Source organism: Sphingopyxis sp. 22461 (genome assembly GCF_052044915.1).
Taxonomy (GTDB): Bacteria; Pseudomonadota; Alphaproteobacteria; order Sphingomonadales; family Sphingomonadaceae; genus Sphingopyxis.
Genome location: NZ_JBQENY010000006.1, coordinates 139,809 through 162,025, shown reverse-complemented (window position 1 = coordinate 162,025; position 22,217 = coordinate 139,809). Strand labels below are relative to the sequence as shown.

The 22,217-nt window shown below is 65.7% G+C and carries 25 protein-coding genes; 10 read left to right on the top strand and 15 right to left on the bottom strand.

Features of this window, described 5'->3' with window-relative positions; translation table 11 throughout:
- Positions 1-6 precede the first annotated feature (6 nt).
- The 3 genes from ACTJI5_RS11635 to ACTJI5_RS11625 are packed head-to-tail and all read right to left on the bottom strand — an operon-like array spanning position 7 to position 2,824.
- Positions 7-795 (bottom strand): fumarylacetoacetate hydrolase family protein, encoded by a 789-nt coding sequence (locus tag ACTJI5_RS11635; protein ID WP_440860427.1) that lies wholly within the window; start codon positions 793-795, stop codon positions 7-9.
- On the bottom strand, positions 782-1,600 hold the full coding sequence (locus tag ACTJI5_RS11630) for an alpha/beta fold hydrolase (RefSeq protein WP_440860426.1): 819 nt from the start codon (positions 1,598-1,600) through the stop codon (positions 782-784). Before ACTJI5_RS11630 ends, ACTJI5_RS11635 begins: the two co-directional genes overlap by 14 nt.
- A 12-nt stretch (positions 1,601-1,612) precedes the next feature.
- On the bottom strand, positions 1,613-2,824 hold the full coding sequence (locus ACTJI5_RS11625; protein WP_058539043.1) for an acyl-CoA dehydrogenase family protein: 1,212 nt from the start codon (positions 2,822-2,824) through the stop codon (positions 1,613-1,615).
- A gap of 377 nt (positions 2,825-3,201) precedes the next feature.
- On the opposite strand from ACTJI5_RS11625, the gene ACTJI5_RS11620 reads away from it, so the two are divergent.
- The 4 genes from ACTJI5_RS11620 to ACTJI5_RS11605 are packed head-to-tail and all read left to right on the top strand — an operon-like array spanning position 3,202 to position 6,490.
- Positions 3,202-4,092, top strand: coding sequence for a VOC family protein (locus tag ACTJI5_RS11620; protein ID WP_058539042.1), 891 nt, complete (start codon positions 3,202-3,204; stop codon positions 4,090-4,092).
- Positions 4,093-4,132: 40 nt separating this feature from the next.
- The gene (locus ACTJI5_RS11615) at positions 4,133-4,510 is read left to right on the top strand and encodes a nuclear transport factor 2 family protein (protein WP_439514092.1); all 378 of its coding nucleotides are present in this window, start codon (positions 4,133-4,135) and stop codon (positions 4,508-4,510) included.
- A 1-nt stretch (position 4,511) separates the two neighbouring features.
- The gene (locus ACTJI5_RS11610; RefSeq protein ID WP_440860425.1) at positions 4,512-5,717 is read left to right on the top strand and encodes an acetyl-CoA C-acyltransferase; all 1,206 of its coding nucleotides are present in this window, start codon (positions 4,512-4,514) and stop codon (positions 5,715-5,717) included.
- 17 nt (positions 5,718-5,734) lie between these two features.
- Positions 5,735-6,490 (top strand): glucose 1-dehydrogenase, encoded by a 756-nt coding sequence (locus tag ACTJI5_RS11605; RefSeq protein ID WP_440860424.1) that lies wholly within the window; start codon positions 5,735-5,737, stop codon positions 6,488-6,490.
- Between the two features lie 43 nt (positions 6,491-6,533).
- Here ACTJI5_RS11605 and ACTJI5_RS11600 read toward each other — a convergent pair whose 3' ends face one another.
- Together ACTJI5_RS11600 and ACTJI5_RS11595 are read right to left on the bottom strand one after the other, a co-directional pair.
- Entirely contained in the window at positions 6,534-6,893 is a 360-nt protein-coding gene (locus tag ACTJI5_RS11600; protein WP_440860423.1) for an EthD domain-containing protein, read from the bottom strand.
- Complete coding sequence (locus ACTJI5_RS11595; protein WP_440860422.1) at positions 6,893-8,578, bottom strand: FAD-dependent oxidoreductase; 1,686 nt, start codon at positions 8,576-8,578, stop codon at positions 6,893-6,895. The genes ACTJI5_RS11600 and ACTJI5_RS11595 overlap by 1 nt, the downstream gene beginning before the upstream one ends.
- A 230-nt stretch (positions 8,579-8,808) precedes the next feature.
- On the opposite strand from ACTJI5_RS11595, the gene ACTJI5_RS11590 reads away from it, so the two are divergent.
- Together ACTJI5_RS11590 and ACTJI5_RS11585 are read left to right on the top strand one after the other, a co-directional pair.
- Positions 8,809-9,330 carry an Lrp/AsnC family transcriptional regulator gene (locus ACTJI5_RS11590; RefSeq protein ID WP_440860421.1) on the top strand — a complete coding sequence of 174 codons (522 nt, stop codon included), beginning with the start codon at positions 8,809-8,811 and terminating at the stop codon, positions 9,328-9,330.
- The gene (locus tag ACTJI5_RS11585) at positions 9,327-9,797 is read left to right on the top strand and encodes an Lrp/AsnC family transcriptional regulator (RefSeq protein WP_056370606.1); all 471 of its coding nucleotides are present in this window, start codon (positions 9,327-9,329) and stop codon (positions 9,795-9,797) included. The genes ACTJI5_RS11590 and ACTJI5_RS11585 overlap by 4 nt, the downstream gene beginning before the upstream one ends.
- A 77-nt stretch (positions 9,798-9,874) precedes the next feature.
- Here ACTJI5_RS11585 and ACTJI5_RS11580 read toward each other — a convergent pair whose 3' ends face one another.
- From ACTJI5_RS11580 to ACTJI5_RS11545, 8 genes are read right to left on the bottom strand one after another with little or no spacing between them, the layout of a single operon-like run.
- Positions 9,875-10,342 (bottom strand): nuclear transport factor 2 family protein, encoded by a 468-nt coding sequence (locus ACTJI5_RS11580; RefSeq protein ID WP_440860420.1) that lies wholly within the window; start codon positions 10,340-10,342, stop codon positions 9,875-9,877.
- Positions 10,329-11,417 (bottom strand): DUF1214 domain-containing protein, encoded by a 1,089-nt coding sequence (locus ACTJI5_RS11575; RefSeq protein WP_440860419.1) that lies wholly within the window; start codon positions 11,415-11,417, stop codon positions 10,329-10,331. Before ACTJI5_RS11575 ends, ACTJI5_RS11580 begins: the two co-directional genes overlap by 14 nt.
- 2 nt (positions 11,418-11,419) lie before the next feature.
- The gene (locus ACTJI5_RS11570) at positions 11,420-12,205 is read right to left on the bottom strand and encodes an SDR family oxidoreductase (RefSeq protein ID WP_440860418.1); all 786 of its coding nucleotides are present in this window, start codon (positions 12,203-12,205) and stop codon (positions 11,420-11,422) included.
- A complete protein-coding gene (locus tag ACTJI5_RS11565; protein WP_440860417.1) occupies positions 12,189-13,445 on the bottom strand; it encodes an NADH:flavin oxidoreductase in 1,257 nt (418 codons plus the stop codon). Before ACTJI5_RS11565 ends, ACTJI5_RS11570 begins: the two co-directional genes overlap by 17 nt.
- Entirely contained in the window at positions 13,442-13,882 is a 441-nt protein-coding gene (locus ACTJI5_RS11560) for a nuclear transport factor 2 family protein (protein ID WP_440860416.1), read from the bottom strand. The genes ACTJI5_RS11565 and ACTJI5_RS11560 overlap by 4 nt, the downstream gene beginning before the upstream one ends.
- A gap of 13 nt (positions 13,883-13,895) precedes the next feature.
- Complete coding sequence (locus ACTJI5_RS11555) at positions 13,896-14,642, bottom strand: SDR family NAD(P)-dependent oxidoreductase (protein WP_440860526.1); 747 nt, start codon at positions 14,640-14,642, stop codon at positions 13,896-13,898.
- Between the two features lie 2 nt (positions 14,643-14,644).
- Positions 14,645-15,439, bottom strand: a complete 795-nt coding sequence (locus ACTJI5_RS11550; RefSeq protein ID WP_440860415.1) for an SDR family NAD(P)-dependent oxidoreductase — start codon at positions 15,437-15,439, stop codon at positions 14,645-14,647.
- A 35-nt stretch (positions 15,440-15,474) separates the two neighbouring features.
- Positions 15,475-16,554, bottom strand: coding sequence for a Rieske 2Fe-2S domain-containing protein (locus ACTJI5_RS11545; RefSeq protein ID WP_440860414.1), 1,080 nt, complete (start codon positions 16,552-16,554; stop codon positions 15,475-15,477).
- A 141-nt stretch (positions 16,555-16,695) separates the two neighbouring features.
- On the opposite strand from ACTJI5_RS11545, the gene ACTJI5_RS11540 reads away from it, so the two are divergent.
- Positions 16,696-17,472, top strand: a complete 777-nt coding sequence (locus tag ACTJI5_RS11540) for an SDR family NAD(P)-dependent oxidoreductase (protein WP_440860413.1) — start codon at positions 16,696-16,698, stop codon at positions 17,470-17,472.
- Between the two features lie 28 nt (positions 17,473-17,500).
- Here the strand turns inward: ACTJI5_RS11540 and ACTJI5_RS11535 are convergent, their stop codons facing one another.
- Complete coding sequence (locus ACTJI5_RS11535) at positions 17,501-18,436, bottom strand: alpha/beta hydrolase (protein ID WP_440860412.1); 936 nt, start codon at positions 18,434-18,436, stop codon at positions 17,501-17,503.
- On the opposite strand from ACTJI5_RS11535, the gene ACTJI5_RS11530 reads away from it, so the two are divergent.
- From ACTJI5_RS11530 to ACTJI5_RS11520, 3 genes are all read left to right on the top strand, one after another.
- On the top strand, positions 18,435-19,622 hold the full coding sequence (locus ACTJI5_RS11530) for a helix-turn-helix transcriptional regulator (protein ID WP_440860411.1): 1,188 nt from the start codon (positions 18,435-18,437) through the stop codon (positions 19,620-19,622). The two genes, ACTJI5_RS11535 and ACTJI5_RS11530, sit on opposite strands and share 2 nt — an antisense overlap.
- A 117-nt stretch (positions 19,623-19,739) precedes the next feature.
- Positions 19,740-20,891 carry a sulfotransferase family protein gene (locus ACTJI5_RS11525; protein WP_440860410.1) on the top strand — a complete coding sequence of 384 codons (1,152 nt, stop codon included), beginning with the start codon at positions 19,740-19,742 and terminating at the stop codon, positions 20,889-20,891.
- The gene (locus ACTJI5_RS11520; protein ID WP_058539024.1) at positions 20,892-21,341 is read left to right on the top strand and encodes a nuclear transport factor 2 family protein; all 450 of its coding nucleotides are present in this window, start codon (positions 20,892-20,894) and stop codon (positions 21,339-21,341) included.
- A gap of 13 nt (positions 21,342-21,354) precedes the next feature.
- On the opposite strand, the gene ACTJI5_RS11515 is transcribed toward ACTJI5_RS11520, so the two are convergent.
- Positions 21,355-22,116: an SDR family NAD(P)-dependent oxidoreductase gene (locus tag ACTJI5_RS11515; protein ID WP_440860409.1), complete on the bottom strand. Its 762-nt coding sequence runs from the start codon at positions 22,114-22,116 to the stop codon at positions 21,355-21,357.
- Positions 22,117-22,217: the final 101 nt, after the last annotated feature.

Genomic DNA, 22,217 nt, shown 5'->3' with positions numbered 1-22,217 from the left:
GTTTCCTTATACAAAACGCGCGACGCAGTGGCCGAGCGTGCGGCGGCCGTCGCCGAGGATCAATTCGAAGATGTCGCCCTTTACTGCGGGCGCGAGCGGCACGAGGCTGCCCGACAGGATGATGTCGCCGGCGTCGAGCGTCACGCCGTGCGCGCCGAGCGTATTGGCGAGCCACGCGACCGCCTGCGCCGGGTCGCCCTGAACCGCATGGCCATAGCCTTCGGACAGCGGCGATCCGTTTTTCGCGACCGCGACATGCAGGTTCGGAAGATCGAGCCCGCGCGGATCGATACGTTCCTTGCCGAGCACGAAGACCCCGCACGAGGCGTTGTCGGCAACCGTGTCGACAATGCCGATCTTCCAGTCGGTGATGCGGCTGTCGACGATCTCGAAACAGGGGGCGATGCTCGCGGTTGCCGCAATCACGTCGGCGGCGGTCACGCCCGGGCCGTTCAGGCTGTCCTTCAGGATGAACGCGATCTCTGCCTCGGCGCGCGGCGCGATCAGCGCTTTCGCGTCGATATCGATATCGCCCTCGACATACATCCAGTCGGTGAGGAAGCCGAAATCGGGCTGGTGAACGCCCAGCATGTCCTGCACCGCCTTCGACGTGACGCCGATCTTCTTGCCGACGACGCGCTCGCCGTCCTTCAGCCGCCGCGACAGGAAGTCGAGGCTGATCGCATAGGCGTCATCGATTGTCAGCGAGGCATCGCGCGCGATCAGCGGTTCAACCGTGCGCCGGTCGCGCAGCGCCGCATAGAGTTCGCGCCCGTATGTTTCAGCGATGCTCATCGAGGAACTCGATTGCATAGCGGTTGAACTCGCTCGCGCGTTCGACCTGCACCCAGTGGCCGACCTTGTTGAAGGTCACGCAGCGCACATCGTCGCATGCTTCGAAGAAATACTGGATTCCCGAAAGCGGCATGAACCGCTCGTTCTGGCCCCAGAAGAGCAGGATCGGGACCTTGACCTCGCCGAGCCGCGGGCGGACGTTGTGCGTCCGCATCCGCGTGATCACCTCCTTGGGCTGCTGGCTCGCGACCGCGAAACGTTCCTCGACGAGCGCATCGGTGATGTGTTTCGGGTCATAGACCAGATTTTCGCCGAGGCGCCGCTGGTCGGCGAGGCTGAAGTCGGGGCTGCCGAAGGAGGAGCGCATGTCGGCGATGCCGGGCATCGCGAAATAGACGTCGAGCTCCTCGATGCAGCCGGGCGCCATCAGGATCAGGCGCTCGGTGAATTCGGGATGGTCCTGCGTCATCTGGATCGCGACGCCGCCGCCGAGCGAGTTGCCGATCAGCGTCGCGCTCTCGATCCCGTGCGCCTTCAGCGCCCCGTACAGCGTGTCGGTGAACAGGGTCAGCGTATAGTCGATATCGGCAGGCTGCGACGAGGCGCCATAGCCGATCATGTCGGGCAGGATGACGCGGTAGCCGGCCGCGACGAACGCATCGACATTCTGCCGGAAATTGGACAGTCCCGACGCGCCGGGACCGCTGCCGTGGACGAACACCAGCGCCGGGCCTTCGCCCGCTTCCTTGATGTGGATGTCATAGCCACCCGCGACGCGGTGCGTCGTTTCCTTCATCTCTCCCATGGCGATTTCCTCTTACATGAATGTGAAGGCGGGCGGTTCGCCGAGCATCGTCATCACGACGTCGGTGGTGCGATTGCCGGGGTCGTTCGCGACGTGCGCGCGCGCGGCGTTGAGGTCGAGCCACGGCTGGATGATCGCGCTCGACATATAGACGGCGCGGCCGCCGAGGAGCTGGACCATGCCGTCGACCAGCTCGGCGAGCCGCCGCACGACGGTCGAGCTTTGATAGGCATAGAGCGCGCGTTCCTCGAGCGTGATCGGCTCGCCGCTTTCGGATTTCGCCATCAGCCGGTCGAAGGTCGTCTGGTGCGTCAGCTCCATCTCGAGGATTTGCGCGTGGGCTTTGGCGATCGCGCCGTGGAGCAAAGGGTCGGCCTTCGACGCCTTGCCGGTGTTGGTCGAGATGCGGCCCTGCATGATTTCCATCGCGGCATTGACCGCCGCGCGGGCGCCGCCGAACGCCGCGGTCGACACCGAGCGGACGAAGATCTGCGCCCAGGGCAGGCGATAGAGCGGGCCGTCATTCTCGGCCTGGCCGGGATTGGTGCAGGCAAAGCCGTCGCTCGCGCGGTGGGTGCGATGTTCGGGGACGAAGACGCGCTCGACGAGGATGTCGAAGCTGCCGGTGCCCTGCAGCCCGAAAACGTCCCATGTCCCCTCGATGACCTGATAATCGCCGCGGGGGAGCAGGAAGGTGCGCATGTCGGGCGGGCCGCCGTCGGTATCGAAGTTGAGCGCGCCGAGCAGCACCCAGCCGCAATGCGTCGAGCCCGACGAAAAGCCCCAGCGGCCCGAAAGATAGAAACCGCCCTCGACCTTCTCGACCTTGCCGACGGGCTGATAGGTCGACGAGACGAGCATCGCGCCGCCATTGTCGCCCCACACCTCGCGCTGCGCCTCGTCGTGGAAAAGCGCGAGTTCATAGGGGTGGCAGCCGAGCACGCCGTAAATCCAGCCGGTCGACATGCAGCCCTCGGCGAGCGCCTTTTGCACTTCGAAGAAGACATTGGGGTGCATTTCATAGCCGCCCCAGCGCTTCGGCTGCAGGATGCGGAAGAATCCGGCGTCCTGCATCTCGGCGACGGTTTCAGCGGGGACGTTGCCGTCGAGCGTCGTCTGGCGTGCGCGGGCCTTCAGCGTCGGAATCATTGCGCGGGCGCGCTCGATCAGCGCGGCGGGGGTGGGCAGCGCGGTGTCGGCGGCTTGCTGCGGGGCGGTGGCCATATGCTCTCCTCGGGATATTCATGCGCTTGCGGGAGGCCGCGTCGCGATATCGCTCCTGTATTCGTAGTGAATGATGCATTTCTCTACGCAAGCTGTCAATCCGGATTCTATGCAAAATGTCGCTTCGGGCCATTCGAAGGGTCGGGCTGCGTATCGAGGCGCGCAGCGCGATACGCAAAGTGTCGCTTGCCGTAGCGGCGTTCAGGGCTTTGGATTGATCGATCGACAGCGACACGTGCGAGCTGAGAAGGCAAAATATACGGTTTGCGTAAATTATAACGCAAATTTCTACGTATCATACTTGATGTGGCGCGTTCTCGCCTGTAGCTTGCGCTCGATTCAGGGTGCCGGAGCACCCGTCCGTAGGGGATGAGTGAATGGCAATCAGGTCACTGGCCTATGTCGTGGTCGATACGGCCGATGTCGAAGCGTGGCGCGCCTATGCCGAGCAGGTGCTGGGTATGCAGGCGATCGACCATGCGGGCGGGCTGCGCCTGCGCATGGACGAGCGTCCGTTTCGCATGCTGATTCGGGCAGGCGACGCCGAGCAGTTTCACGCCGCGGGGCTCGTCTATCCCGACAAGGCCGCCTTCGATCGCGGCATTGCGGGGCTTCGCGAGGCGGGCGTCGCGATCGAATCCGCGACCGCCGACGAAGCCACGGATCGCCATGTCGTCGAATTCGTCCGCTGTACCGACCCGTCGGGCAACCGGCTCGAACTCGGCTGGGGGCGCGTCGTCGACGGCAATCCGTTCGTCTCGCCTGCGGGCGTATCCGAATTCATCACCGGCGAGATGGGGATGGGGCATGTCGTCTTCCCCGCGGCCAAGCTTGCGGAGACGCGCGCTTTCTATATCGACCTGCTCGGCTTCGGCGACACCGACGAGATGCGTGTCTATATGCAGGGCGGCGGGCCCGACGATCCGGGGCTCGGCCTTCATTTCCTCCACTGTGACAATCCGCGTCACCACAGCGTCGCGCTCGCCGAATTCCCCGTGCCGAGCGGGCTTGTCCACATGATGGTCGAGGTGCCGGGCCTCGACGATGTCGGCCGTGCGCTCGACCGCGCGAAGGCGGCGAACGTCCATATCTCGTCGAGCCTCGGCAAGCATATGAACGACAAGATGGTCAGCTTCTACATGCGCAGCCCCGGCGGTTTCGACATCGAATATGGCTTCGGCGGCATCCAGCCCGACTGGGCCAGTTTCACCCCGACGATCAGCCTCAAGGAAGACGAATGGGGTCATCATTGGGATTTCGGCGGCTGACGCCGCGCTGATCTCGCCCCCGATTTTGGAGAAAGACATCATGCCCAGCCACGAAGATATGGTCCGCGCCGTCGAGCGCTATGTCGAGGCGTTCGACAAAGGCGACGCCGCGATGGCGTCGGGCCTTTATGCCGACGACGCGACGGTCGAGGATCCGATCGGCACCCCGATCCATCAGGGACGCGACGCGATCCACGCCTTTTATACGATGTCGATGCAGGCGGGCGCCAAGCTCCGCCTCGACGGCCCGGTGCGCACCGGCGGCGATTATGCGGCCTTCGCCTTCACCGTGCTTGTCGATTTTGGCGGCCCGAAGGAAATCGAGGTGATCGACACCTTCAAATTCGACGCCGAGGGCAAGGTGACCGAGATGCGCGCCTATTGGAGCCCCGCCAACATGCGCGCAGTCGAGGCCTGAGATGGCACGCGAAGCCGCCATCGTTTCGACCGCGCGCACCGGCGTCGGCAAGGCCTATCGCGGCGCGTTCAACGACACCGAGGCGCCGGTGCTGGCGGCGCATGTCGTCAACGCCGCGATCGCGCGCGCCGGGATCGATCCCGCACGCGTCGACGACGTCTATCTGGGCGTCGGCAACCACTGGAACACGCAAAGCTATAATCTCGGGCGGCTGACGGTCCATGGCTCGGTGCTTCCCGATTCGACCGGGGGTTTCACGCTCGACCGCAAATGTTCGTCGGGGCTCAACGCGCTCGCGCTCGCCGCACGCGGGATCATCGCCGACGAGATCGACGTCGCGGTCGCGGGCGGGATGGAGAGCATCTCGCTGACGCTGAACAAGCACACCCCGGCCTTTCGCAACCGGTCGGAATTCATCAAGGCGGCTGACCCCCACGCCTATATGGCAATGATCGAGACCGCCGAGATCGTCGCCGACCGCTACGGCGTCAGCCGCGAGGCGCAGGACGAATTTTCGGCTGTAAGCCAGCAGCGCGCCGGCGCGGCGCAGGCCGCGGGAAAGTTTGCCGACGAAATCGTGCCGATCACCGTTCAAAAAGCGCTATTCGACAAGGAAGGCCATGAGGTCGGCAAGGAAGAATTGACGCTGGCGCATGACGAGGGCGTGCGCGGCGACACCACCGCCGAAAAGCTCGCGGGCCTGAAACCCGTGTTCAAGGACGGGCTGGTCGTCAAGGAAGGCCGCCATGTCACCGCGGGCAACGCCAGCCAGCTGTCCGACGGCGCCTCGGCGCAGGTCGTCATGGACCGCGCGATGGCCGAGAAGGAAGGGCTGCCGATCCTTGGGCTTTATCGTGGCTTTCAGGTCGCGGGCTGCAAGGCCGAGGAAATGGGCATCGGCCCGGTCTTCGCGATTCCCAAGCTGCTCGAACGCAATGGTCTCAAGATCGACGATATCGGCCTCTGGGAAATCAACGAGGCGTTCGCGAGCCAGGCGCTTTATTGCCGCGACAAGCTCGGCATCGATCCGGGCAAGCTCAACGTCAACGGCGGCGGCATCGCGATCGGCCATCCCTTCGGGATGACGGGCTCGCGCCTCGTCGGCCACGCATTGATCGAGGGCAAGCGCCGCGGCGTCCGCTATGCGGTCGTGTCGATGTGCGTCGCGGGCGGCATGGGCGCCGCCGGCCTGTTCGAAATCGTCTGAATCAAAAGGAGGCAGCGATGGCGCTGTTGTTCGAAGGAAAAACCGCTTTCGTCACCGGCGGGGGCAGCGGCATCGGCCGCGCCGCCGCGCTGGCCTTTGCCGCCGAGGGCGCGAAGGTCGCGATCGGCGATCTCAATGGCGACAGCGCCGCTGAAACCGCGGCGCTGATCCGCGCTGCGGGCGGCGAGGCGCATCATGGTGCGCTCGACGTCACCGACGGGCGCGCGGTCGACGCCTTTGTCGACGATGTTGTCACGCGCTGGGGACGGCTCGATTGCGCCTTTAACAATGCCGGGGTCTCGCTCGAGGGGATGGAAACGCCATGGGGCGACCTAGCCGCCTATGATCGCACCATCGCGGTCAACCAGCGCGGGCTGCTGCTCTGCATGGCCGCGGAACTGCGCCATATGGAACAGGCGGGGCGCGGCGCGATCGTCAACACCGCGTCGATCGCGGGCATGGCGGGCGCCGGGGGCGCGGGCTATTGCGGGTCGAAGCATGCGGTGATCGGGCTCACGCGCTCGGCGGCGATGCGCTACGCCGCGCAGGGTATCCGCATCAACGCGGTCTGCCCCGGTGCGATCCGCACCCCGATGGTCGACGCGGTGGTGAAAGAGGAAGCCGCGGCGCGCTTCGTGGCCGAAATGCACCCGATGAACCGCATCGGCGAAGCGCATGAAATCGCCGACGCGGTGATCTTCCTCTGCTCGGACAAGGCGAGCTTCATCACGGGGCACCCGCTCGCGGTCGATGGCGGTTATCTGGCACGCTGAGGCTCGCTACCGAGGGGCCGCATCAATCGAGGCGGCGCACACCTCAAATATCGCTTTCGTGTTCGTTGACCACCACCATACGCGTCTTGTTTCGGTCGAGAAATCGCTCTTCATCTTCTGCCATCCGCGCGGCGTTGGCGGGGCTCATCAGCACCGCCAGGGCCTCGTCATACGCGGCGCGATCGCGGAATAATATTTCGGTGATCGCGTCATAATCGAAAGCCGGAGCCAGTTCGAAGGCGATGCCGCCATCGGCCTGCACATAGTTGCGCCGATAGCCGATAATATTGGGCATAAGCTCGCGGACCAGCGGAGCATGGCGCGTCTCATAATATTCGACGAAATCCGCGCGGCTGATATCCGCGCGAGCTTTCAAGAGCGAAATCACCTTGAACGCAGCCATCAGTGGTTCACCCGCATCGCGTGGCGCGCAGCAAGCCAGCCGAAGGTCATCGCAGGGCCCAGCGTCGCGCCCGCGCCGGGATAGGTCCGCCCCATTGCGGCCGCCGAGGCGTTGCCGATCGCATAGAGCCCGCCCAGCGGCCTGCCGTCCTCGCCCAGCACCCGGCCGTTGTCGTCGGTGAGCAGCCCGCCGTTGGTGCCAAGGTCGCACGGATAGATCGGGATGGCATAAAAGGGGGCCTCGGCGATCGGTGCGAGCGTCGGATTCGGCGTCACCGACGCATCGCCATAATGCCGGTCATAGGCGGAGGCGCCGCGGCCGAAATCGGGATCCTCGCCCTTGATCGCATTGGCGTTGAAGCGGGCAATTTCCTTGGAAAGCACGGCAGCATCGACGCCGATCTCCTTCGCCAGTCCGGCAAGCGTTCCGGCCTTCTTCAATATCTTGCGCATCGCCTCGGGGATGCGGCTGTCGGCCGACGGCTTGCCCGCCATCATCGGGCCCAGCATATATTTGCCGCGATAGCGCGCGTCGAACACGAACCACGAGGGGGCGGTGGGCGCCTCGGGGGTGTTGCAGCGGTGCATCTCGCCCCCCGCGACATGATAGGACGCCGCTTCGTTCATGTAGCGGCGACCCGCCTGATTGATGATGATCGAGGAGGGCAGGGCGCGCTCGACGAACAGGATCCGCGCGCGGTCCTCGCCTTCGAGCAGGAACCCCGGCCCCCACCAGGCCGAATCCATCAGCGCGGTCGCGGCGCCCGCCGCGAGCCCGGCCTTCAGCCCGTCGCCGGTGTTGCTCGGCACCCCCGCGCTCCAGTCGGCCGAGGTCGGCTGCGGCAGATATTTTTCGCGCAGCGCGGCGTCATGGTCGAAGCCGCCGCTCGCAATGATCACCCCGCGGCGCGCGCGAACCTCGATCCGCTGGCCGTCGCGTTCGACGATCGCGCCGGTGATCCCCCCCTTGCCTTGGACCAGCTCGACCATCGGCGCATTGAGCCACAGCGGCACGCCCTTTTCGTCGATCGACAGCTTCAGCCGTCCGATCAGCGCATTGCCGCCCGTCAGCCGCCGCGACCGCTTGGTCCTGAAGCGCCAGGGCAGGTCGAACATATATTTGAGCATCAGCTTGAACAGCAAAGGCTTGGCGCCGGGGCTCATCGTCAGGAGGAGCTTGGCTTCCTCCATCGTCCAGGTGAAGCGGCCAAAGGTCAGCGTTAGCGTGTGCGGCGGTTCCATCCGCTCGAAATCCGCGCCCAGCCTGTCGGCCATCAGCGGGATCGGGTCGTGCGTCCGCCACCCGTCGCGCGCGCCCGCGACGTCCATATGATAGTCGGAATAGGCATAGGCGGTGTAGCGAACCTCGGACCGTTCCTCGAGATAGCGCAGCATCCGGTGTGCATTGTCGACATAGGTCGCAAGCCTGATTTCGGGCACGTCGTCGCCGATCAGCGTCTTGATATAGCCCAGCGCTTCCTTCGGATCGTCGGCATGGCCCTTGGCGCGCGCGTCGTCGCTGTTCGGGATCCAGATGCCGCCGCCCGACGTCGCCGACGTCCCGCCATAACGCGCGCTTTTCTCGACAACCAGCACGTCGGCGCCGGCATCGGCGGCGGTAAAAGCCGCGGTCAAAGCCCCGGCGCCCGAGCCGATCACCAATATATCGACTTCGTGAACCGCCACTCTATTGCTCCTGCGTTCCTGCCTCGGAAAAACTCGCGCTTTCCGGCCTGCATGCGGTTCTACATAATGATTGCGTTTTTGAAAGATAAAATTTTTACGCAAACCGTTATATATTCTGCGCTGCAATCGATGAATGTTGACAGTGGCGCGGCGATACGGTCTGTGGACGCATATCGATGACGTCGACGCGCCATCGCACAGGATGCTGGTTTAGCTGGGGAGAACAGGCGTTGCGCACCGCAACCAAGGCCGGAAAAAGGACGCGGGGCAAGGCCGCGAACGCGAACCAGGGTGACGGGCTGCCGGCGCTCGACGAGGTCGACGAGCAGATCATCGCCGCGCTTCGCAAGAACGGCCGGATCGCAAACCGCGACATCGCGCGCGAGATGGGGCTGAACGAGGCGACGGTGCGCACGCGGCTGCGCCGGCTCGAGGATGCCAGCATGGTGCGCGTCGTCGCGATGCGCGACCTTTCGGCGATGGGCTTTGGTTATTTGGCACCCGTCGGCGTGCAGGTGAAAGGCCGGTCCGCGGGCGATGTCGGCGCAGAGATTGCCGAGCTGGAGCGCGTCATCACCGTCAATGTCGCGATCGGAACGCATGACCTAGAAATCCAGGTGGTGGCCGAAACGCTGGAGGAGATGCAGCATCTTCTGACCGGCGTGATCGCCAAGATCGACGGGGTCGAGCGGCTGTTTCCCAGCCTCGCGCTCAAGGTTCTCAAATATAATCCGGAGTGGGCACCGCTATGAGCACCAGGATCAGCCTCGACGAGCTCGATCACAAGATCATCGAACGGCTCGGCCACGACGCGAGGGTCTCGAACCGCGAGATCGGCCGCGAATTCGACCTGACCGAAGGCACGATCCGTTCGCGCCTCAAGCGGCTGCTCGACAACAGGGTGATCCGCGTCGCCGCGGTCACCAACGCCAACCGGCTCCGCAACCCGATCCTCGCCTATCTCTGGGTCGAAGCCGACACCGCCGCCGATATCGAGAAGGTCGCGGCGAGCTTGGCGCAGCTGCCCGAGATCGGCTTTGTCGCGACGACGCTGGGCCGCGCCGACGTGCTCGCGATGACGCTGGTCGAAAACGGCAATGAGCTGACCGATTTTCTCCACCAGACGATCGACAAGATCCCCGGCGTCCGGCGGGTCCGCTACAGCCTCGGGCAGAATTTCATCAAGCACGACTATCGCTGGTGCGCGCTGGTCGATTGAGCGTGGTCTTTATTGATTGCGAAAAGCGCCTTGGAATGGCCGTTAAGAGGCGGGGGCGACGGCTAGTTCCGGTCGTCTTACGTCCCCAGCCAGCCCGCCTTGATCGCGTCTTCGGCCAACGTCCCGTCGACAATCGCGCGCGGCTCCGACCGCGTGTAGCAAATCCGCCAGCCCTCGGCCGTTCGGCGATAGCGGTCGTGATAGAAATTCGCGAGCAGCCGGAAACCCCCGGTGCGCGGGTCATAGGTCGCATAGCCCAGATTCCAGCGCGCGCTCGCCTCGTCGCCCTTCACCTCGATCTCGGCATTATGCCCCTGATGCACGTCGGTGATCGGGGTGGTCGCCGCCATCTGCGTGAACACGCCGATCAGCCCGTCGAGGTCGAATTCGCCGACGGGCGGAAAGTCGATCACCGCATCCCCGGTAAAACAGGCGCGGATCGCGTCCACATCCTTGGCGTCGCAGGCATTGAGGTAGCGCGCCTTCAGGCGGCGGATGTCGCTTTCGGCTTCAAGCCGCGCGATACGGGATTCAAGGTCGGTCATCGATGGGGATTATCCTGCTTTCGGGAATGGGATGGTCGTCGGCGCCGATCCAGCGCAGCAACATGGTGCCTTGATGGTGCCCCGCGGTATCGATCCAGTTGCCAAAGCCCGGGTCGTGCGGGCCGACGACCAGCGTCAGCGTGCCGTCGTCGTTCAGTCGCGCACTGTGCCCGTTCACATGGATGCGGTGATGGCGATAATCGAGCGATTCCATCCAGTAATTGTCGAGCTGGAAATTCCAGAAGCTGCATGCGGGCACGCGCGTATCGATCCGCAGCATCTCGCCGGGTTCAAGCTGCCACCAGCCGTGGAGGTAGAAGATCGTCGGATCGCCGCCCGCGCGGAAAAAGGGCGTCTGGTCGGTCGTCGCCAGCCGGTTCATCTGGTTCGCGCGGAAATCCTCGGTCCACTGGACGAAGGTCCGCGCCGTGCCGGCGACAAAAGCGGTGGTGCGCTCCAGCGCCGCTGCGAGCGTGTCGGCGGCGAGCGGTGCGGGGTGCGCGGGGCCGTCGATCGCCTCGATCGTCACCGTCGCGGGCACTTCGTTCGCGCGGTCGAGGAAGGTCTGGCGCACGATCACCATCGAGCTGTCGTCGGCGAGCGGGAGCCAGTTGCCGTCGGCGCGCTCGCGGCTGACGATGATCTCGAACGATCCGTCGGGGGCGACCGCCATGTCGGCCGAATCGAGCTCGCCGGTCGAGGCCATCGTGCCGTCGACGGCATAGCGATTGGCCTTGGTGCCGAAACTCAGGATCGGCACGCTGCCGCGCCGGCCCCGGATGCGGTAACGCCGCGCGCCCGACACCGTCGCGTTCATATAGATATTGTCGGGATTGTCGGCGCCGATCTTCGCCGTTTCGTGCGAGGCGGCGTAGAAGCTCGGAAAATCGGGGTCGGCATGTTCGAGCTGCATGTCGAGCGCGATGCGCAGAAGCCGCGTGAGATAACGATAGCCCTCGGCGCGGTCGAGCGGGTTCGCGGCGGCGTCGGCGCCGGTGACAATCTCGCCCGCAGCCTCGAGCCGCCGGCAAAAATCGCGCCAGACATCGGGCGACAGGATAGGGCTCTCCGTCATCGTCATGGCGCCATATACTGGCCGCCGTTGACGTCGAGCGTCGCGCCGGTGACCATTTTTGTATAATCGGAGAGGAAGAAGAGCACGCTCTTCGCGCAATCCTCCTCGGGCGGAATGACGCCGAGCGGGATGCGCCCGGTGATCTCGCCGATCACCGTATCGCGGTCCTGTCCGCCCGCGGCGGCGCGGTCGATATAATCATAAACGGGCTTGCCCCCGATCCAGCCCATCCGCGTCGCGTTGACCCGGATGTTAAAGCGGCCAAGATCCTTGGCCATATGTTTGGTCATGGTGGTGAGGCCGCCTTTGCCGGTGGCATAGCCGCCCTCGCCGGGAAAGGGATTGACCTGCGACATGGTGGCGACATTGACCACCGCGCCGCCGCCCTGCGCTTTCATCGCCGGCAGCACCGCCTGCGTCATCCGGAGCGCGCCGAGGCAATTGACGTCGAACACCCGCGCCCAATCCTCGGGATCGGCCTCGTCCACCGTCACCCATTCGCCGTGGATATAGGCGGTGTTGACCAGCCCATCGATCCGCCCGAACGCGTCGGCAGTTGCTTGCGCCAGCGCCGCGCACTGGCCTGCATCGCCGACATCGGTCGGCACCGCAACGGCCTCGCCGCCCTTCGCGCGGATCTCATCGGCGACCGCGTCGATGAAATCCCGGTTGCGCGCGCCGAGCCCGACTTTCGCGCCCTCGGCGGCGGCGATCCGCGCCATCGCCTGCCCCATGCCGGGGCCGACCCCGCTGATGATGACGACCTTGTTCTCAAGCAGGCCCGGCATATTTCTCTCCCGCAAAAATGTCCTTGAGCCCGGGGGCGAGCGCGTTGCCGACCTCCGGGCAATGCGTTCCCGACGGACCGTACATCGCGGCGACGCAGCGGTTGCACGCGGTGCAGCCCGAAGCATCGGTGGTCCCGCTTTGCCATTTCGCGATCAGCGCCGGATCGTGGATCAGTGAACGCGCCAGCGCGATCGCATCGAACCCTTCGGCGGCCGCCTGCCGCGCCCCGGCGAGCGATTGAATGCCGCCCAGATAGGCGAGCTTCATCGGCGTCTGGCCGAGCGCCGCTTTCAGCTTCAGCGCGGGGTCCATCAGATAATTTTCGTGAAACGGCGGCAGCTTCGGCACGCTGCGCTTCAGGACCGCGAATTGCAGTTTCGCGAGCCACCCGCCCTGCATCGCGGCAAGGTCGTCATAGGGCAGCGCGCTGCCGAACATCGCCCAGGTGCTTTCGATGTTACGCCCCGCCGACAGCACCAGCATGTCGGCGCCCGCCGTTTCGAGCGCGCGCGCGGTTACAATTGCGTCGTCGACCGTCGCGCCGCCCGGCACCGCATCGGTCAGGTTGATCTTGGCGAGGATCGCGAGCCGCCCGCCGGTCGCCCGCTTGACCGCCGCCAGCACCTCGGCGGGAAAGCGCACGCGGTTCGTGGCCGATCCGCCATAGCCATCCTTGCGGAAATTGGAGAGCGGCGAGATGAACTGGTTGAGCAGATAGCCGTGCCCCATATGGATTTCGAGCGCATCGAAACCCGCTTCTTCGGCCAGCTCGGCGGCGCACACGAACTCGCCCGTCACCATCTCCATGTCGGCGCGGGTCATCGTACGTTGGAAAAAACGGCCCTTCAGCACGCCCATCTTGTCGATCCCGGCCGATGCCGACATCGCGCGCGGGGTCGAGAGGTCGTCGATCTGGCAGAAGCTGCCGCCATGGGTGATCTGCGCCGACGCTTTGGCACCCTCGGCGTGGATCGCATCGGTGACCGCGCGGTAATGCGGCACGCTTTCGCGGCTCAGCATCCCCTGTCCGGGCAGCGTGCGGCCGTCGGGCGACACCGCGAGATAGGCGAGCGTCGTCATCGCCACGCCGCCGCGCGCATAGGCGCGGTGGAAATCGACGAGCGCGCGGGTGGGGAAGGTCGCCTTGCTCATCATCTCGTTCGCGCCCGAACGGATGAAGCGGTTGCGCAAGCTGATCGGCCCGATCTGCACCGGATCGAAGGGGTCGGCGGTGCTCATGGCGCGGGCTCGGGCGTGAAACCGGTGGGCGGATCCTTGACCCAGAAATCCGCTTCGGTGCGGCCCGCGATCCGCCAGCCCGCGGGCGTGCGCACCAGATCGTCGATATAGGTGCAGCCGAGCAGGAACAGATGATCGCCCTCCGGCCGCGCCAGCTGCATCGGGTTGAACAGCATCGTCTTCGCGGTCGCGCGGTCGCCGTCGAGCCGGATCAGCGGCAGGCCGATCAGATGCTGGGTGACGGGGAAGGGGGCGAGCGCCCTGGTCAGCCACGGCTTGATCTCCGCCCAGCTGCCCCGCGCGCCGCCGGTGACGCGATAGTCGATCGCGGCGTCCGGCGTGAACACCGCGTCGAGCGCGTCATAATCCCTGGCGTCGATCGCAAAGACATAGGCGGCGAGCAATTGCTGGATTTCGATGATGTCGGCGGCGCTCATCCTGCTCGTTCCTTCAGCCGAAATTGGCTTGCCCACCGTCGAGCGGGATCGTCGCCCCGGTCAGATAGCTGAGGTCGGGGCCGCACAGCGCCGCCACCGCATTGCCAATATCATCCTCGCAATCGCCGACGCGGCGCAGCGGGATCGTGCGGAAAAAGGCCTCGGCCTCGTCCGGATTATTCTCGATCCAGCCTTGCAGGCCCGGCGAATTGGCGTGCGGCGCGATCGCCAGCACGCGGATATTGTCCGGCCCCCATTCGGCGGCGGCGGCGCGGGTCAGCGCGCGTGTCGCCTGCTTGACGGCGGCATAGGCGCCATAGTTCGACATGTCCCAGCGGACCGCGGCCGAACTGGCGAGGTTGATGATCGTGCCGCCGCCGCGCTCCCGGAGATAGGGGTGGCAGGCCTTCATCAGGCGGAAGGACGCGAGCGGACCTGAGGCGAAGCCCGCCTCGAACGCGCTGTCCTCGACCGCGAGCAGCGGCCCGAGCGGCACTTCCTGCGCATTGTTGACGAGAATATCGATCCCGCCGAAATGCCCCGCCACCGCGTGCACCGCGGCGGTCACCGCCGCCGCATCCTTGATGTCGGCGGTGAAGCAGGCGGCCCCGTCGCCGATCTCCGCCGCCACCGCTTCGATCTTGGCGGGCGTGCGGCCGACCAGGCCGACCCGGGCGCCGCGGCGGGCGAGGGCGCCGGCAATGCCGCGCCCGACACCCTGACCGCCGCCGGTGACCAGCGCGACCTTGCCCGCCAGCATCATTAGAGGCTGCCGGTCAGACTTGCGGGTGCGCCAGGCAGGAAGGGCTGATAATAGCCCGCCGACCAGCCGCCATCGACCGCCAGTTCGGCGCCGCTGATATAGCTCGCATCGTCGGAGGCGATGAACAGGCTGGCGCGCGCGATTTCCTCGGGCTCGCCGATCCGCTGGAGCGGGACGCGCTCATAGCCGACATTGAGCGCATCGCCCTCGAGTCCCGCGGGGTTGCCCATCTGCGTGTTCACGCCGCCGGGGTGGACGGTGCAGACGCGAATGCCGCGTGGTCCCAGCTCATAAGCGAGCGACTTCGACAGCCCGCGCACCGCCCATTTGCTCGCGGTATAGGCCGACAGGCCGTTGCAACCGCGAAGACCATCGACCGAAGAGATGTTGACGATCACGCCGCGCCCCGCCCCGGTCATCGCGCGCGCGGCATATTTGGCGCCGAGCATCGTTCCCATCACATTGATCGCGAGCACGCGCTCGATGTCCTCGGCGGGCATCGCCTCGATCGGGCTGAAATGCACGATCGCGGCGTTGTTGATCAATATGTCGAGCTTGCCGAAGCGCGCGACCGTCGCGGCGACGACGCGCTCCCAGTCGGCTTCGGACCGCACGTCGAGTTTCTCGAACACGGCGCTCTCGCCGATTTCGCTCGCGGTTTCCTGCCCCTTATCCTCGACCACGTCGCACAGCACCACCCTGGCGCCCTCGGCCGCGAAGAGCCGGGCGGTCGCGGCGCCCATGCCCTGTGCCGCACCCGTTATGATCGCAACTTTACCTGCGAGTCTTGCCACGCATTTTCTCCTGATTTCTGTCTGTATTGCCGCCCTCAGGCGACCTTCTGTTCGAACGGTGCGGACAAGGTGCCGCGGGTGACGTGCGTGCCGTTGACGCGCTTCTGAAATTCCCCGGCGCGCGCGCGGCTGTTGTAGAATTGGCGATACCAGATCCGCAATTTGCCGATCGGGCCGTCGCCCTGCACCGCCATCGGATTGATGCACGGCCTTTTGTTCGACCAGATTTCGAAATCCTGCGCAAAGGCGGCGCAGGCCGCGGCCTGATAGGCGCGCGCCATCGCGACATCGTCGGCGGTCGGCTCGGCATTGGGCACCTTGACCAGCAGCGCGTGCCACACCTTCACCACCCCGTCGTCGACGGGGGTGTGCGCGATCATGATGATCGACGGGAATTGCCCCGACATGCGCGATTGCAGGATGCCCGGCCCGGTATACCAGGTGTCGGTTTCGAGCGGGGCGTCGCCCTGGAGCGTGCGGTGTCCTGCGCGCAGCCGCTGGACAACGCGGTGGCCGTCGAAATCATTTTCGAAGACGTCGACGGCGTCATTGCCGTGGACGGGTTCGAAATGCGCGCGGTCGGCCATATTGTCGAGAATCTCGACCGGGTGGCTGGCGAGTTCGCCCAGCCGGTCGAGCTCCCATTTCACCCAATGCGGCTGATCATATTCCTCGAACGACGGCAGCTCATATTCGGGCTCGAGCCCCTCGGGATCGTGCCACATCCAGATGCAGCCCGCGCGCTCGATCACCGGCCAGTTTTCGAGCTTGGCCGCCGCGGGGATCTTCTGCGGCGAATAGGGGATCTGGTTGCACTTGCCGTCGGGGCCAAAGCGCCAGCCATGATAGGGGCAGCGGATCGATTCGCCCTGCACATGCTCATTGTCGCGGATCACGAAGCTCGTTTCGTTCTTCGCCAGATGCGCGCCCATATGTGGGCAATAGGCGTCGACCAGATAAACCTGCCCCGACTCGCCGCGATAGAGCACCCGGTCGCGGCCGAAAAAGCGGACGGCCAGTGGGGTCGTCCCCTCCAGTTCGGCGGCGGCGGCGATCATGAACCAGCCGCGCGGAAACGCCTGGTCGCCCAGTCCATAGTCTGCGGTTGTCGCCATTGGAAATCTCCCATCCATGCCCGGTTTTGCATCAGGCATTGTCACTATGCGTTTTGAAAACTTGCGATGTCATCGCATTTCGATAACATATCTCACTATTGTCGACGTTATGCAATATTTTGTGGTTCAAGGAGGGTGAAGATGGGTGAAGGTTCGCAGTTTCCCGAGGGCGCGACGCTGATTTTCGGTGCGACCGGTGGCATCGGCGCGGCGGTTGCCGGTGAATTCGCGGCGGCGGGGAGCGACGTCGCGATCGCATGGCGCTCGAAACAGGCGGAGGCCGAGGCGCTGGCCGAGCGTATCGAGGCGTCGGGGCGCAAGGCGAGCCTGCATCAGTGCGACGTCACCGACGAGGCGGCGCTGGCCGCGACCATCGCGGGCGCCGTCGCCGCGCACGGGCGCATCCACACCATGCTGTGGGGCGCCGGTCCGCTCGTCGCGCAGGTCCATCTCGCCGACACGACGCCCGAACAATGGCGCCGCGCGATCGATGTCGAGGTCCATGGCTTTTTCAATGCCACGCACCACATCCTTCCGCATATGCGCGCGCAGGGTGGCGGCTCGTTCGTTCATCTGGGTTCGGCGGGCGACCTGCGCTGGCCCGACAAGGACGGCCTGTCGGTCGCGCCCAAGGCCGCGAACGAAGCGCTGGTCCGGGGCATCGCGCGCGAGGAGGGGAAGCATGGCATTCGCGCCAACTCCATCCTCGTCGGCGTGATCGAGGCCGGCATGTTTCTCGAGCTGTCGAAACAGGGCGTATTCGACGAGGCATGGACCGCCGAGGTTCACAAGAACCTCGCGATCAAGCGCTGGGGTCGTCCCGAGGAAATCGGTCATGCCGCGGTCTTCCTTGCCTCGTCCAAAGCTGCCTACATCACAGGCCAGCAGATTGCGGTCGCGGGCGGTTACGGGGTCTGACGCGACGGCGCCGACCCCGGCACCGCCGTTACGCCGCGGCTTCCATCGCGAACGCCGCCCGCAATCCCCGGGCCGCCGTTCCAACCGCGACATCGGCCTGCGGCAGCATGCCCAGCATGCTGGCAAAGCCGTGGATCACGCCGGGGAAATGATCGTGCGTCACCGCCACGCCCGCCGCCTTCAGTCGCTCGGCATAGGCGGTGCCTTCGTCGCGCAGCGGATCGAACTCGGCGGTGACGATCGTCGCCGACGGCAGGCCGGCGAGGCTGTCGGCGCGGATCGGGGTCGCAAGCGCGCCGGCGTCGCGGCTGGCGTCGCCCAGATATTGGGCCCAGAACCACTGCATCATTTCGCTGCTCAGCATATAGCCGGTGGCGTTTTCGACATAGGAGGCGCGGGTGAAGTCATTGTCGACCACGGGATAGAGCAGCAGCTGGTGCGCAATCGCCGGGCCGCCCTCGTCGCGGGTGGCGAGGCACAGCGCGGCGGACAAATTGCCGCCCGCGCTGTCACCGCCGACCGCGATCCGGCCGGCGTCGATGCCGAGGGTGTCGGCCTGTTCGACCGCGGTCACAACGGCGGCGCGAACGGTGTCGAGCGCGGTCGGAAAGCGACGCTCGGGCGCGCGCGGATATTCGAGCGAGAGCACCGCGATCTCGGCGGCCGCGGCGAGCGCGCGGCACAGCGGATCATGGGTGTCGAGCGTCCCGAACACCCAGCCGCCTCCGTGGATGAAGACGAGCAGCGGCAGCGTCGTACCGGGCATGGGGTGATAAAGGCGCGCGTTCACGGCTCCCGCGCTGGTATCGAGCGTGACGTCGCGGACCTCGGCGACGCCGGCCTTGGGCACGGGCATCGGCTGTTCGTCGGCCAGCCGCAGCGCGGCGGGATCGAAGGGCGCGTTCAAATGCGGCAGCGCGTTCATCATATCGAGCAACGGCGCGAGGGCGGGGTCAATGGGCATGGCAAAACTCTCCGGCTTGTGGGATGGAATGGATGGAAATGAAGGTGCGATGGTGAAGGCAGGCGGATCGGCCGCGGAATTTTCGAAGCTGCTCGCCGACCTGTTCGGCGGCTTGCTGACGGACACGCCGTGGGAAGATTTCCTGCGCGGTCTCGCGCTCCATCTCGACGGCACCTATGCGACGCTGATCCTGACGATGCCGGGCACGCGCAAGCCCGGGACGATCGTCACCCCCGACGCCGATCCGCAAACCAGCGAAGACTATGCCGAAAGCTTCTTCGCGAGCGACCCGTTCAAGGGGCTGCCCGAAGGCAAGGTCCTGTCGTTCAGCGACTTTGTGCAGGGCGCGGCGCGCACGAGCGATTTCTGGCGCGACTTCCTCGAAGCCGCGGGGGGCGACCAGATCCTTGGCGTCGACCTGCGTTTCGACAGCGGTTTCGAGGCGCGGCTTCGTGTGACGCGCGACCGCAGCCGCCACGATTTCGGCGCCGTCGAACGCGATGCGCTGCAGGCGCTCGTTCCGCATCTGCGCCATGCCATCCAGCTGTTCGAACGGTTGCAGGCGTCGGGCGCCGAGCATGGCGTCTATCGCGGCGTTGTCGAACAGATGGGCGTCGCGGCGATCACGCTCGACCACGATGGAAAGGTGATCCGCACCAACGCGGTCGCCGAGCGGCTGCTGGCCGAGGAGGACGGGCTGACGCTGGCGGGCGGGCGGCTCCGGCTGGCGGCGGGCAGCGCGCACCGCACGCTCGAAAAACTGCTCAAATTGCTCAGCGCGGAGGCCGACCCCGCCGCCGCGCCGCCGCAGCGCTTCCGAATCGAGCGGCCCTCGGGGCGGCGCGACCTGGGCGTCGTCGCCAAGGCGGTGACGACGCCGGCCTTCATGCGCGGCGGCAAGGGTGCCGCGCTCGCCTTGTTCATCAGCGATCCGGGGCAGGATGCGGCGCCCGATCCCGAAGCGATCCGCGACCTGTTCCAGCTGACGCGGATGGAGGCGATGCTGGCCGCGGCGCTTGCCGGTGGCGGTTCGCTGGTCGAAGCCGCCGACCGGCTGGGCATCGCGCACAACACCGCGCGCTCGCACCTGCGCTCGATCTTCGCCAAGACCGGCGCCCGGCGTCAATCGCAGCTCGTGCACCTGCTGCACGCCGGAATGACCGAATTGGGCGGCTCCAGCACCTAAGGGTGTTGCTTCTTTCTGCGTAGATGATAGCATGTGTGAATACGAATATCGTATGTCATACATAAAATTGCTATCATAATGCAGAGAGGATGTGCCGTGAAAGAGGCAATTGGCCAAGTGCCGAATCGCGACGTGCTGGTGGCGCGGGCGCGCGAGCAGGCGGGGCTTTCGGATTTTGGCGACACCTGGTTCTTCGCCAATATCGACGCGCTGATCCCCGCGCTCAACACCGAAGCCCGGTTGAGCGAGGCGGGCGTCGCCAGCGCCTCGGCGATGATCGTGAACGGTCTCGTCAACCGCCTGCGCCATATCGACCTCATCAAGCGCCACCCCGAGATTCTCGGCGAGGAGGTCGAGGTCGCGGCCGTGGTCGTCGGGCTGCCACGTACCGGCAGCACGATGCTGCACCGGATGCTCGCGTCGGCCCCGGGAATGACCGGCACGCGCTGGTTTGAGACGCAGAATTACGCGCCCTTTCCGGGCGAGGCGCGCGGCGATCCGGAACCGCGTCGTGAGGCGGCGCGCGGCTTCCTCGACTATATGCTCGCGACGATTCCCGACCTGATGTCGATCCACCCGATGAGCATCGATCAGCCCGACGAGGAACTCATCATCCTCGGCCAGCTCTATTCGAGCACAATGATCGAGGGGACCTATCATGTCCCCGGCTATGCGCGCTGGCTGACCGAAAACGACCGCGTGCAATGCTACCGCGACCTCAAGCAGATACTCCAGTCGCTGCAATGGCAGGACCGGAGCCGCGCGGGGGCGAAATGGGTGCTCAAGACCCCGGGTCATCTGCTTGCGCTCGATGCGGTGATCGAAGTCTTCCCCGAGGCGAAGATCGTGATGACGCACCGCGATCCGGTCGCGACGGTGCCGAGCTATTGCAGCATGGAGCACAGTCTCTACCAGATGGTGTCGGACAGCGTCGATCCGGCGAGCGTCGCCGCCTTCTGGGTACCGCGGCTTGCCGAGCTGCTCGACCGTTTCATGGCAGTGCGCGGACAGGTCGCGGGGCAGAATTTCATCGATGTGCGCTACGCCGATCTGCTGGGCGATCCGATCGGTGAGGGCGTGCGCGTGCTTGAGGCTGCGGGGATCGACGTTACCGACGCGGTGCGCGCGGGCATGGCCGAATGGACCGAAGCGAACAAGCGCGAGGATCGCGCGCCGCATAAATATGCGCTTGAGGATTTCGGCTTGGTCCGCTCCGATGTAGAACAGCGTTTCGCGGCCTATCGAGCCGCCTTCCTGGGAGGGGAATAGATGATGACCGAAGCCGTCAACCTCGCTGCGATCGAGGAGATAAGGTTGCTCAAGGCGCGTTATGTGCGCGCGCTCGACACCAAGGACTGGACGCTGCTGCGCAGCTTGCTGACCGAGGACATGATCGGCGACTTCCGCGAAATGCCGGGTGAAACCGACGAAGGATTGCTGACCAACGGCGCCGACGCCTTTGTCGCAGGGGTCGCCGCGACGCTCGAACATGCCACGACGGTCCATCATGTCCACAGCTTCGAAATCCGCTTCACCGGCGCGCGCGACGCCGAGGGCATATGGGCGATGGACGACCATTTCTGGGCGGGCGAGGGGAGCGACCTTGCCGGTCGCTCGCGCCACGGTTTCGGACATTATCACGACTGTTATCGCAAGGCGCGCGGGCGCTGGCTGATCGCCAGGACCCGGCTCAGCCGCATCCGCGTCGAGCGCGACTGACGCGCCCTCCGGCTCATTCGGGCATCGGCGGGTAGCTGGCGAGGAAGCCCGCATCGGCGATAATTTCCTGGCCGTTGATCCCGCCCGAGCGCGGGCTGGCCAGGAACAGGGCGAGTTCGGCGATATGCTGCGGCAGGAGCAGGCCATCGGCCGGGAGCGCGAGCGCGTCGGCGGGCTGGATCGGTGCCTGTTCGGTCACGCCGAGGATCGCGGTCGCGACGGGACCGGGGCAGATCGCGTTGACGCGAAGTCCGCGCCGCGCGAAGCTCTGCGAGGCTGAACGCACCGCGCCGATCACGCCATGCTTGGCGGCGCTGTAGGCGGCCGCGACGTTGAGACCGATGACGCCCGAGGTCGAGGCGGTCACCACCGCGGCGCCGCCCGGTTCGAGCGCGGGCAGCACCGCTTGCAGGCCGAGAAATGCACCCTTCAGATTGATCGCGATCATGCTGTCGAGCGTCGCCGCGTCGGTGTCCTCGAAGACAGTCTGTGCATAGGCGCCGGCGTTCAGGAAGGCGGCGTCGAGCCGGCCGAACTCCTGCTTTGCCGCGGCGACCATCGCCGCATTGTCCGCCCCGCTGCTGACGTCGCAGCGGATGGCGCGCGCGCGGCCGCCGGCGGCGCGTATCTTTTCGGCGATCGCTTCGGCGCCGGCTTCGTTGATGTCGGCCACGATCACCGCGGCGCCCTCTTCGGCGAAGCGCAGCGATGCCGCCACGCCGATTCCCGAAGCGCCGCCGGTCACCAGCGCGACCTTGCCCTCGAACATGCCCATCTCGATCCTCTCTCCATCCGTCGTTGCCCGATTTCGTAGCACCGGCGGGGGCAGGCGAATTGATCCAATTGGACGAGGAGCGGGTGCGAACGGGCGCCTTA

What these genes read in the sequence shown, in the direction of transcription:
- ACTJI5_RS11635 (WP_440860427.1), bottom strand. Translation starts at nt 795, where the DNA reads ATGAGCATCGCTGAAACATACGGGCGCGAACTCTATGCGGCGCTGCGC.
- ACTJI5_RS11630 (WP_440860426.1), bottom strand. Translation starts at nt 1,600, where the DNA reads ATGGGAGAGATGAAGGAAACGACGCACCGCGTCGCGGGTGGCTATGAC.
- ACTJI5_RS11625 (WP_058539043.1), bottom strand. Translation starts at nt 2,824, where the DNA reads ATGGCCACCGCCCCGCAGCAAGCCGCCGACACCGCGCTGCCCACCCCC.
- ACTJI5_RS11620 (WP_058539042.1), top strand. Translation starts at nt 3,202, where the DNA reads ATGGCAATCAGGTCACTGGCCTATGTCGTGGTCGATACGGCCGATGTC.
- ACTJI5_RS11615 (WP_439514092.1), top strand. Translation starts at nt 4,133, where the DNA reads ATGCCCAGCCACGAAGATATGGTCCGCGCCGTCGAGCGCTATGTCGAG.
- ACTJI5_RS11610 (WP_440860425.1), top strand. Translation starts at nt 4,512, where the DNA reads ATGGCACGCGAAGCCGCCATCGTTTCGACCGCGCGCACCGGCGTCGGC.
- ACTJI5_RS11605 (WP_440860424.1), top strand. Translation starts at nt 5,735, where the DNA reads ATGGCGCTGTTGTTCGAAGGAAAAACCGCTTTCGTCACCGGCGGGGGC.
- ACTJI5_RS11600 (WP_440860423.1), bottom strand. Translation starts at nt 6,893, where the DNA reads ATGGCTGCGTTCAAGGTGATTTCGCTCTTGAAAGCTCGCGCGGATATC.
- ACTJI5_RS11585 (WP_056370606.1), top strand. Translation starts at nt 9,327, where the DNA reads ATGAGCACCAGGATCAGCCTCGACGAGCTCGATCACAAGATCATCGAA.
- ACTJI5_RS11580 (WP_440860420.1), bottom strand. Translation starts at nt 10,342, where the DNA reads ATGACCGACCTTGAATCCCGTATCGCGCGGCTTGAAGCCGAAAGCGAC.
- ACTJI5_RS11575 (WP_440860419.1), bottom strand. Translation starts at nt 11,417, where the DNA reads ATGACGGAGAGCCCTATCCTGTCGCCCGATGTCTGGCGCGATTTTTGC.
- ACTJI5_RS11570 (WP_440860418.1), bottom strand. Translation starts at nt 12,205, where the DNA reads ATGCCGGGCCTGCTTGAGAACAAGGTCGTCATCATCAGCGGGGTCGGC.
- ACTJI5_RS11565 (WP_440860417.1), bottom strand. Translation starts at nt 13,445, where the DNA reads ATGAGCACCGCCGACCCCTTCGATCCGGTGCAGATCGGGCCGATCAGC.
- ACTJI5_RS11560 (WP_440860416.1), bottom strand. Translation starts at nt 13,882, where the DNA reads ATGAGCGCCGCCGACATCATCGAAATCCAGCAATTGCTCGCCGCCTAT.
- ACTJI5_RS11555 (WP_440860526.1), bottom strand. Translation starts at nt 14,642, where the DNA reads ATGCTGGCGGGCAAGGTCGCGCTGGTCACCGGCGGCGGTCAGGGTGTC.
- ACTJI5_RS11545 (WP_440860414.1), bottom strand. Translation starts at nt 16,554, where the DNA reads ATGGCGACAACCGCAGACTATGGACTGGGCGACCAGGCGTTTCCGCGC.
- ACTJI5_RS11540 (WP_440860413.1), top strand. Translation starts at nt 16,696, where the DNA reads ATGGGTGAAGGTTCGCAGTTTCCCGAGGGCGCGACGCTGATTTTCGGT.
- ACTJI5_RS11530 (WP_440860411.1), top strand. Translation starts at nt 18,435, where the DNA reads ATGGCAAAACTCTCCGGCTTGTGGGATGGAATGGATGGAAATGAAGGT.
- ACTJI5_RS11535 (WP_440860412.1), bottom strand. Translation starts at nt 18,436, where the DNA reads ATGCCCATTGACCCCGCCCTCGCGCCGTTGCTCGATATGATGAACGCG.
- ACTJI5_RS11520 (WP_058539024.1), top strand. Translation starts at nt 20,892, where the DNA reads ATGATGACCGAAGCCGTCAACCTCGCTGCGATCGAGGAGATAAGGTTG.
- ACTJI5_RS11515 (WP_440860409.1), bottom strand. Translation starts at nt 22,116, where the DNA reads ATGGGCATGTTCGAGGGCAAGGTCGCGCTGGTGACCGGCGGCGCTTCG.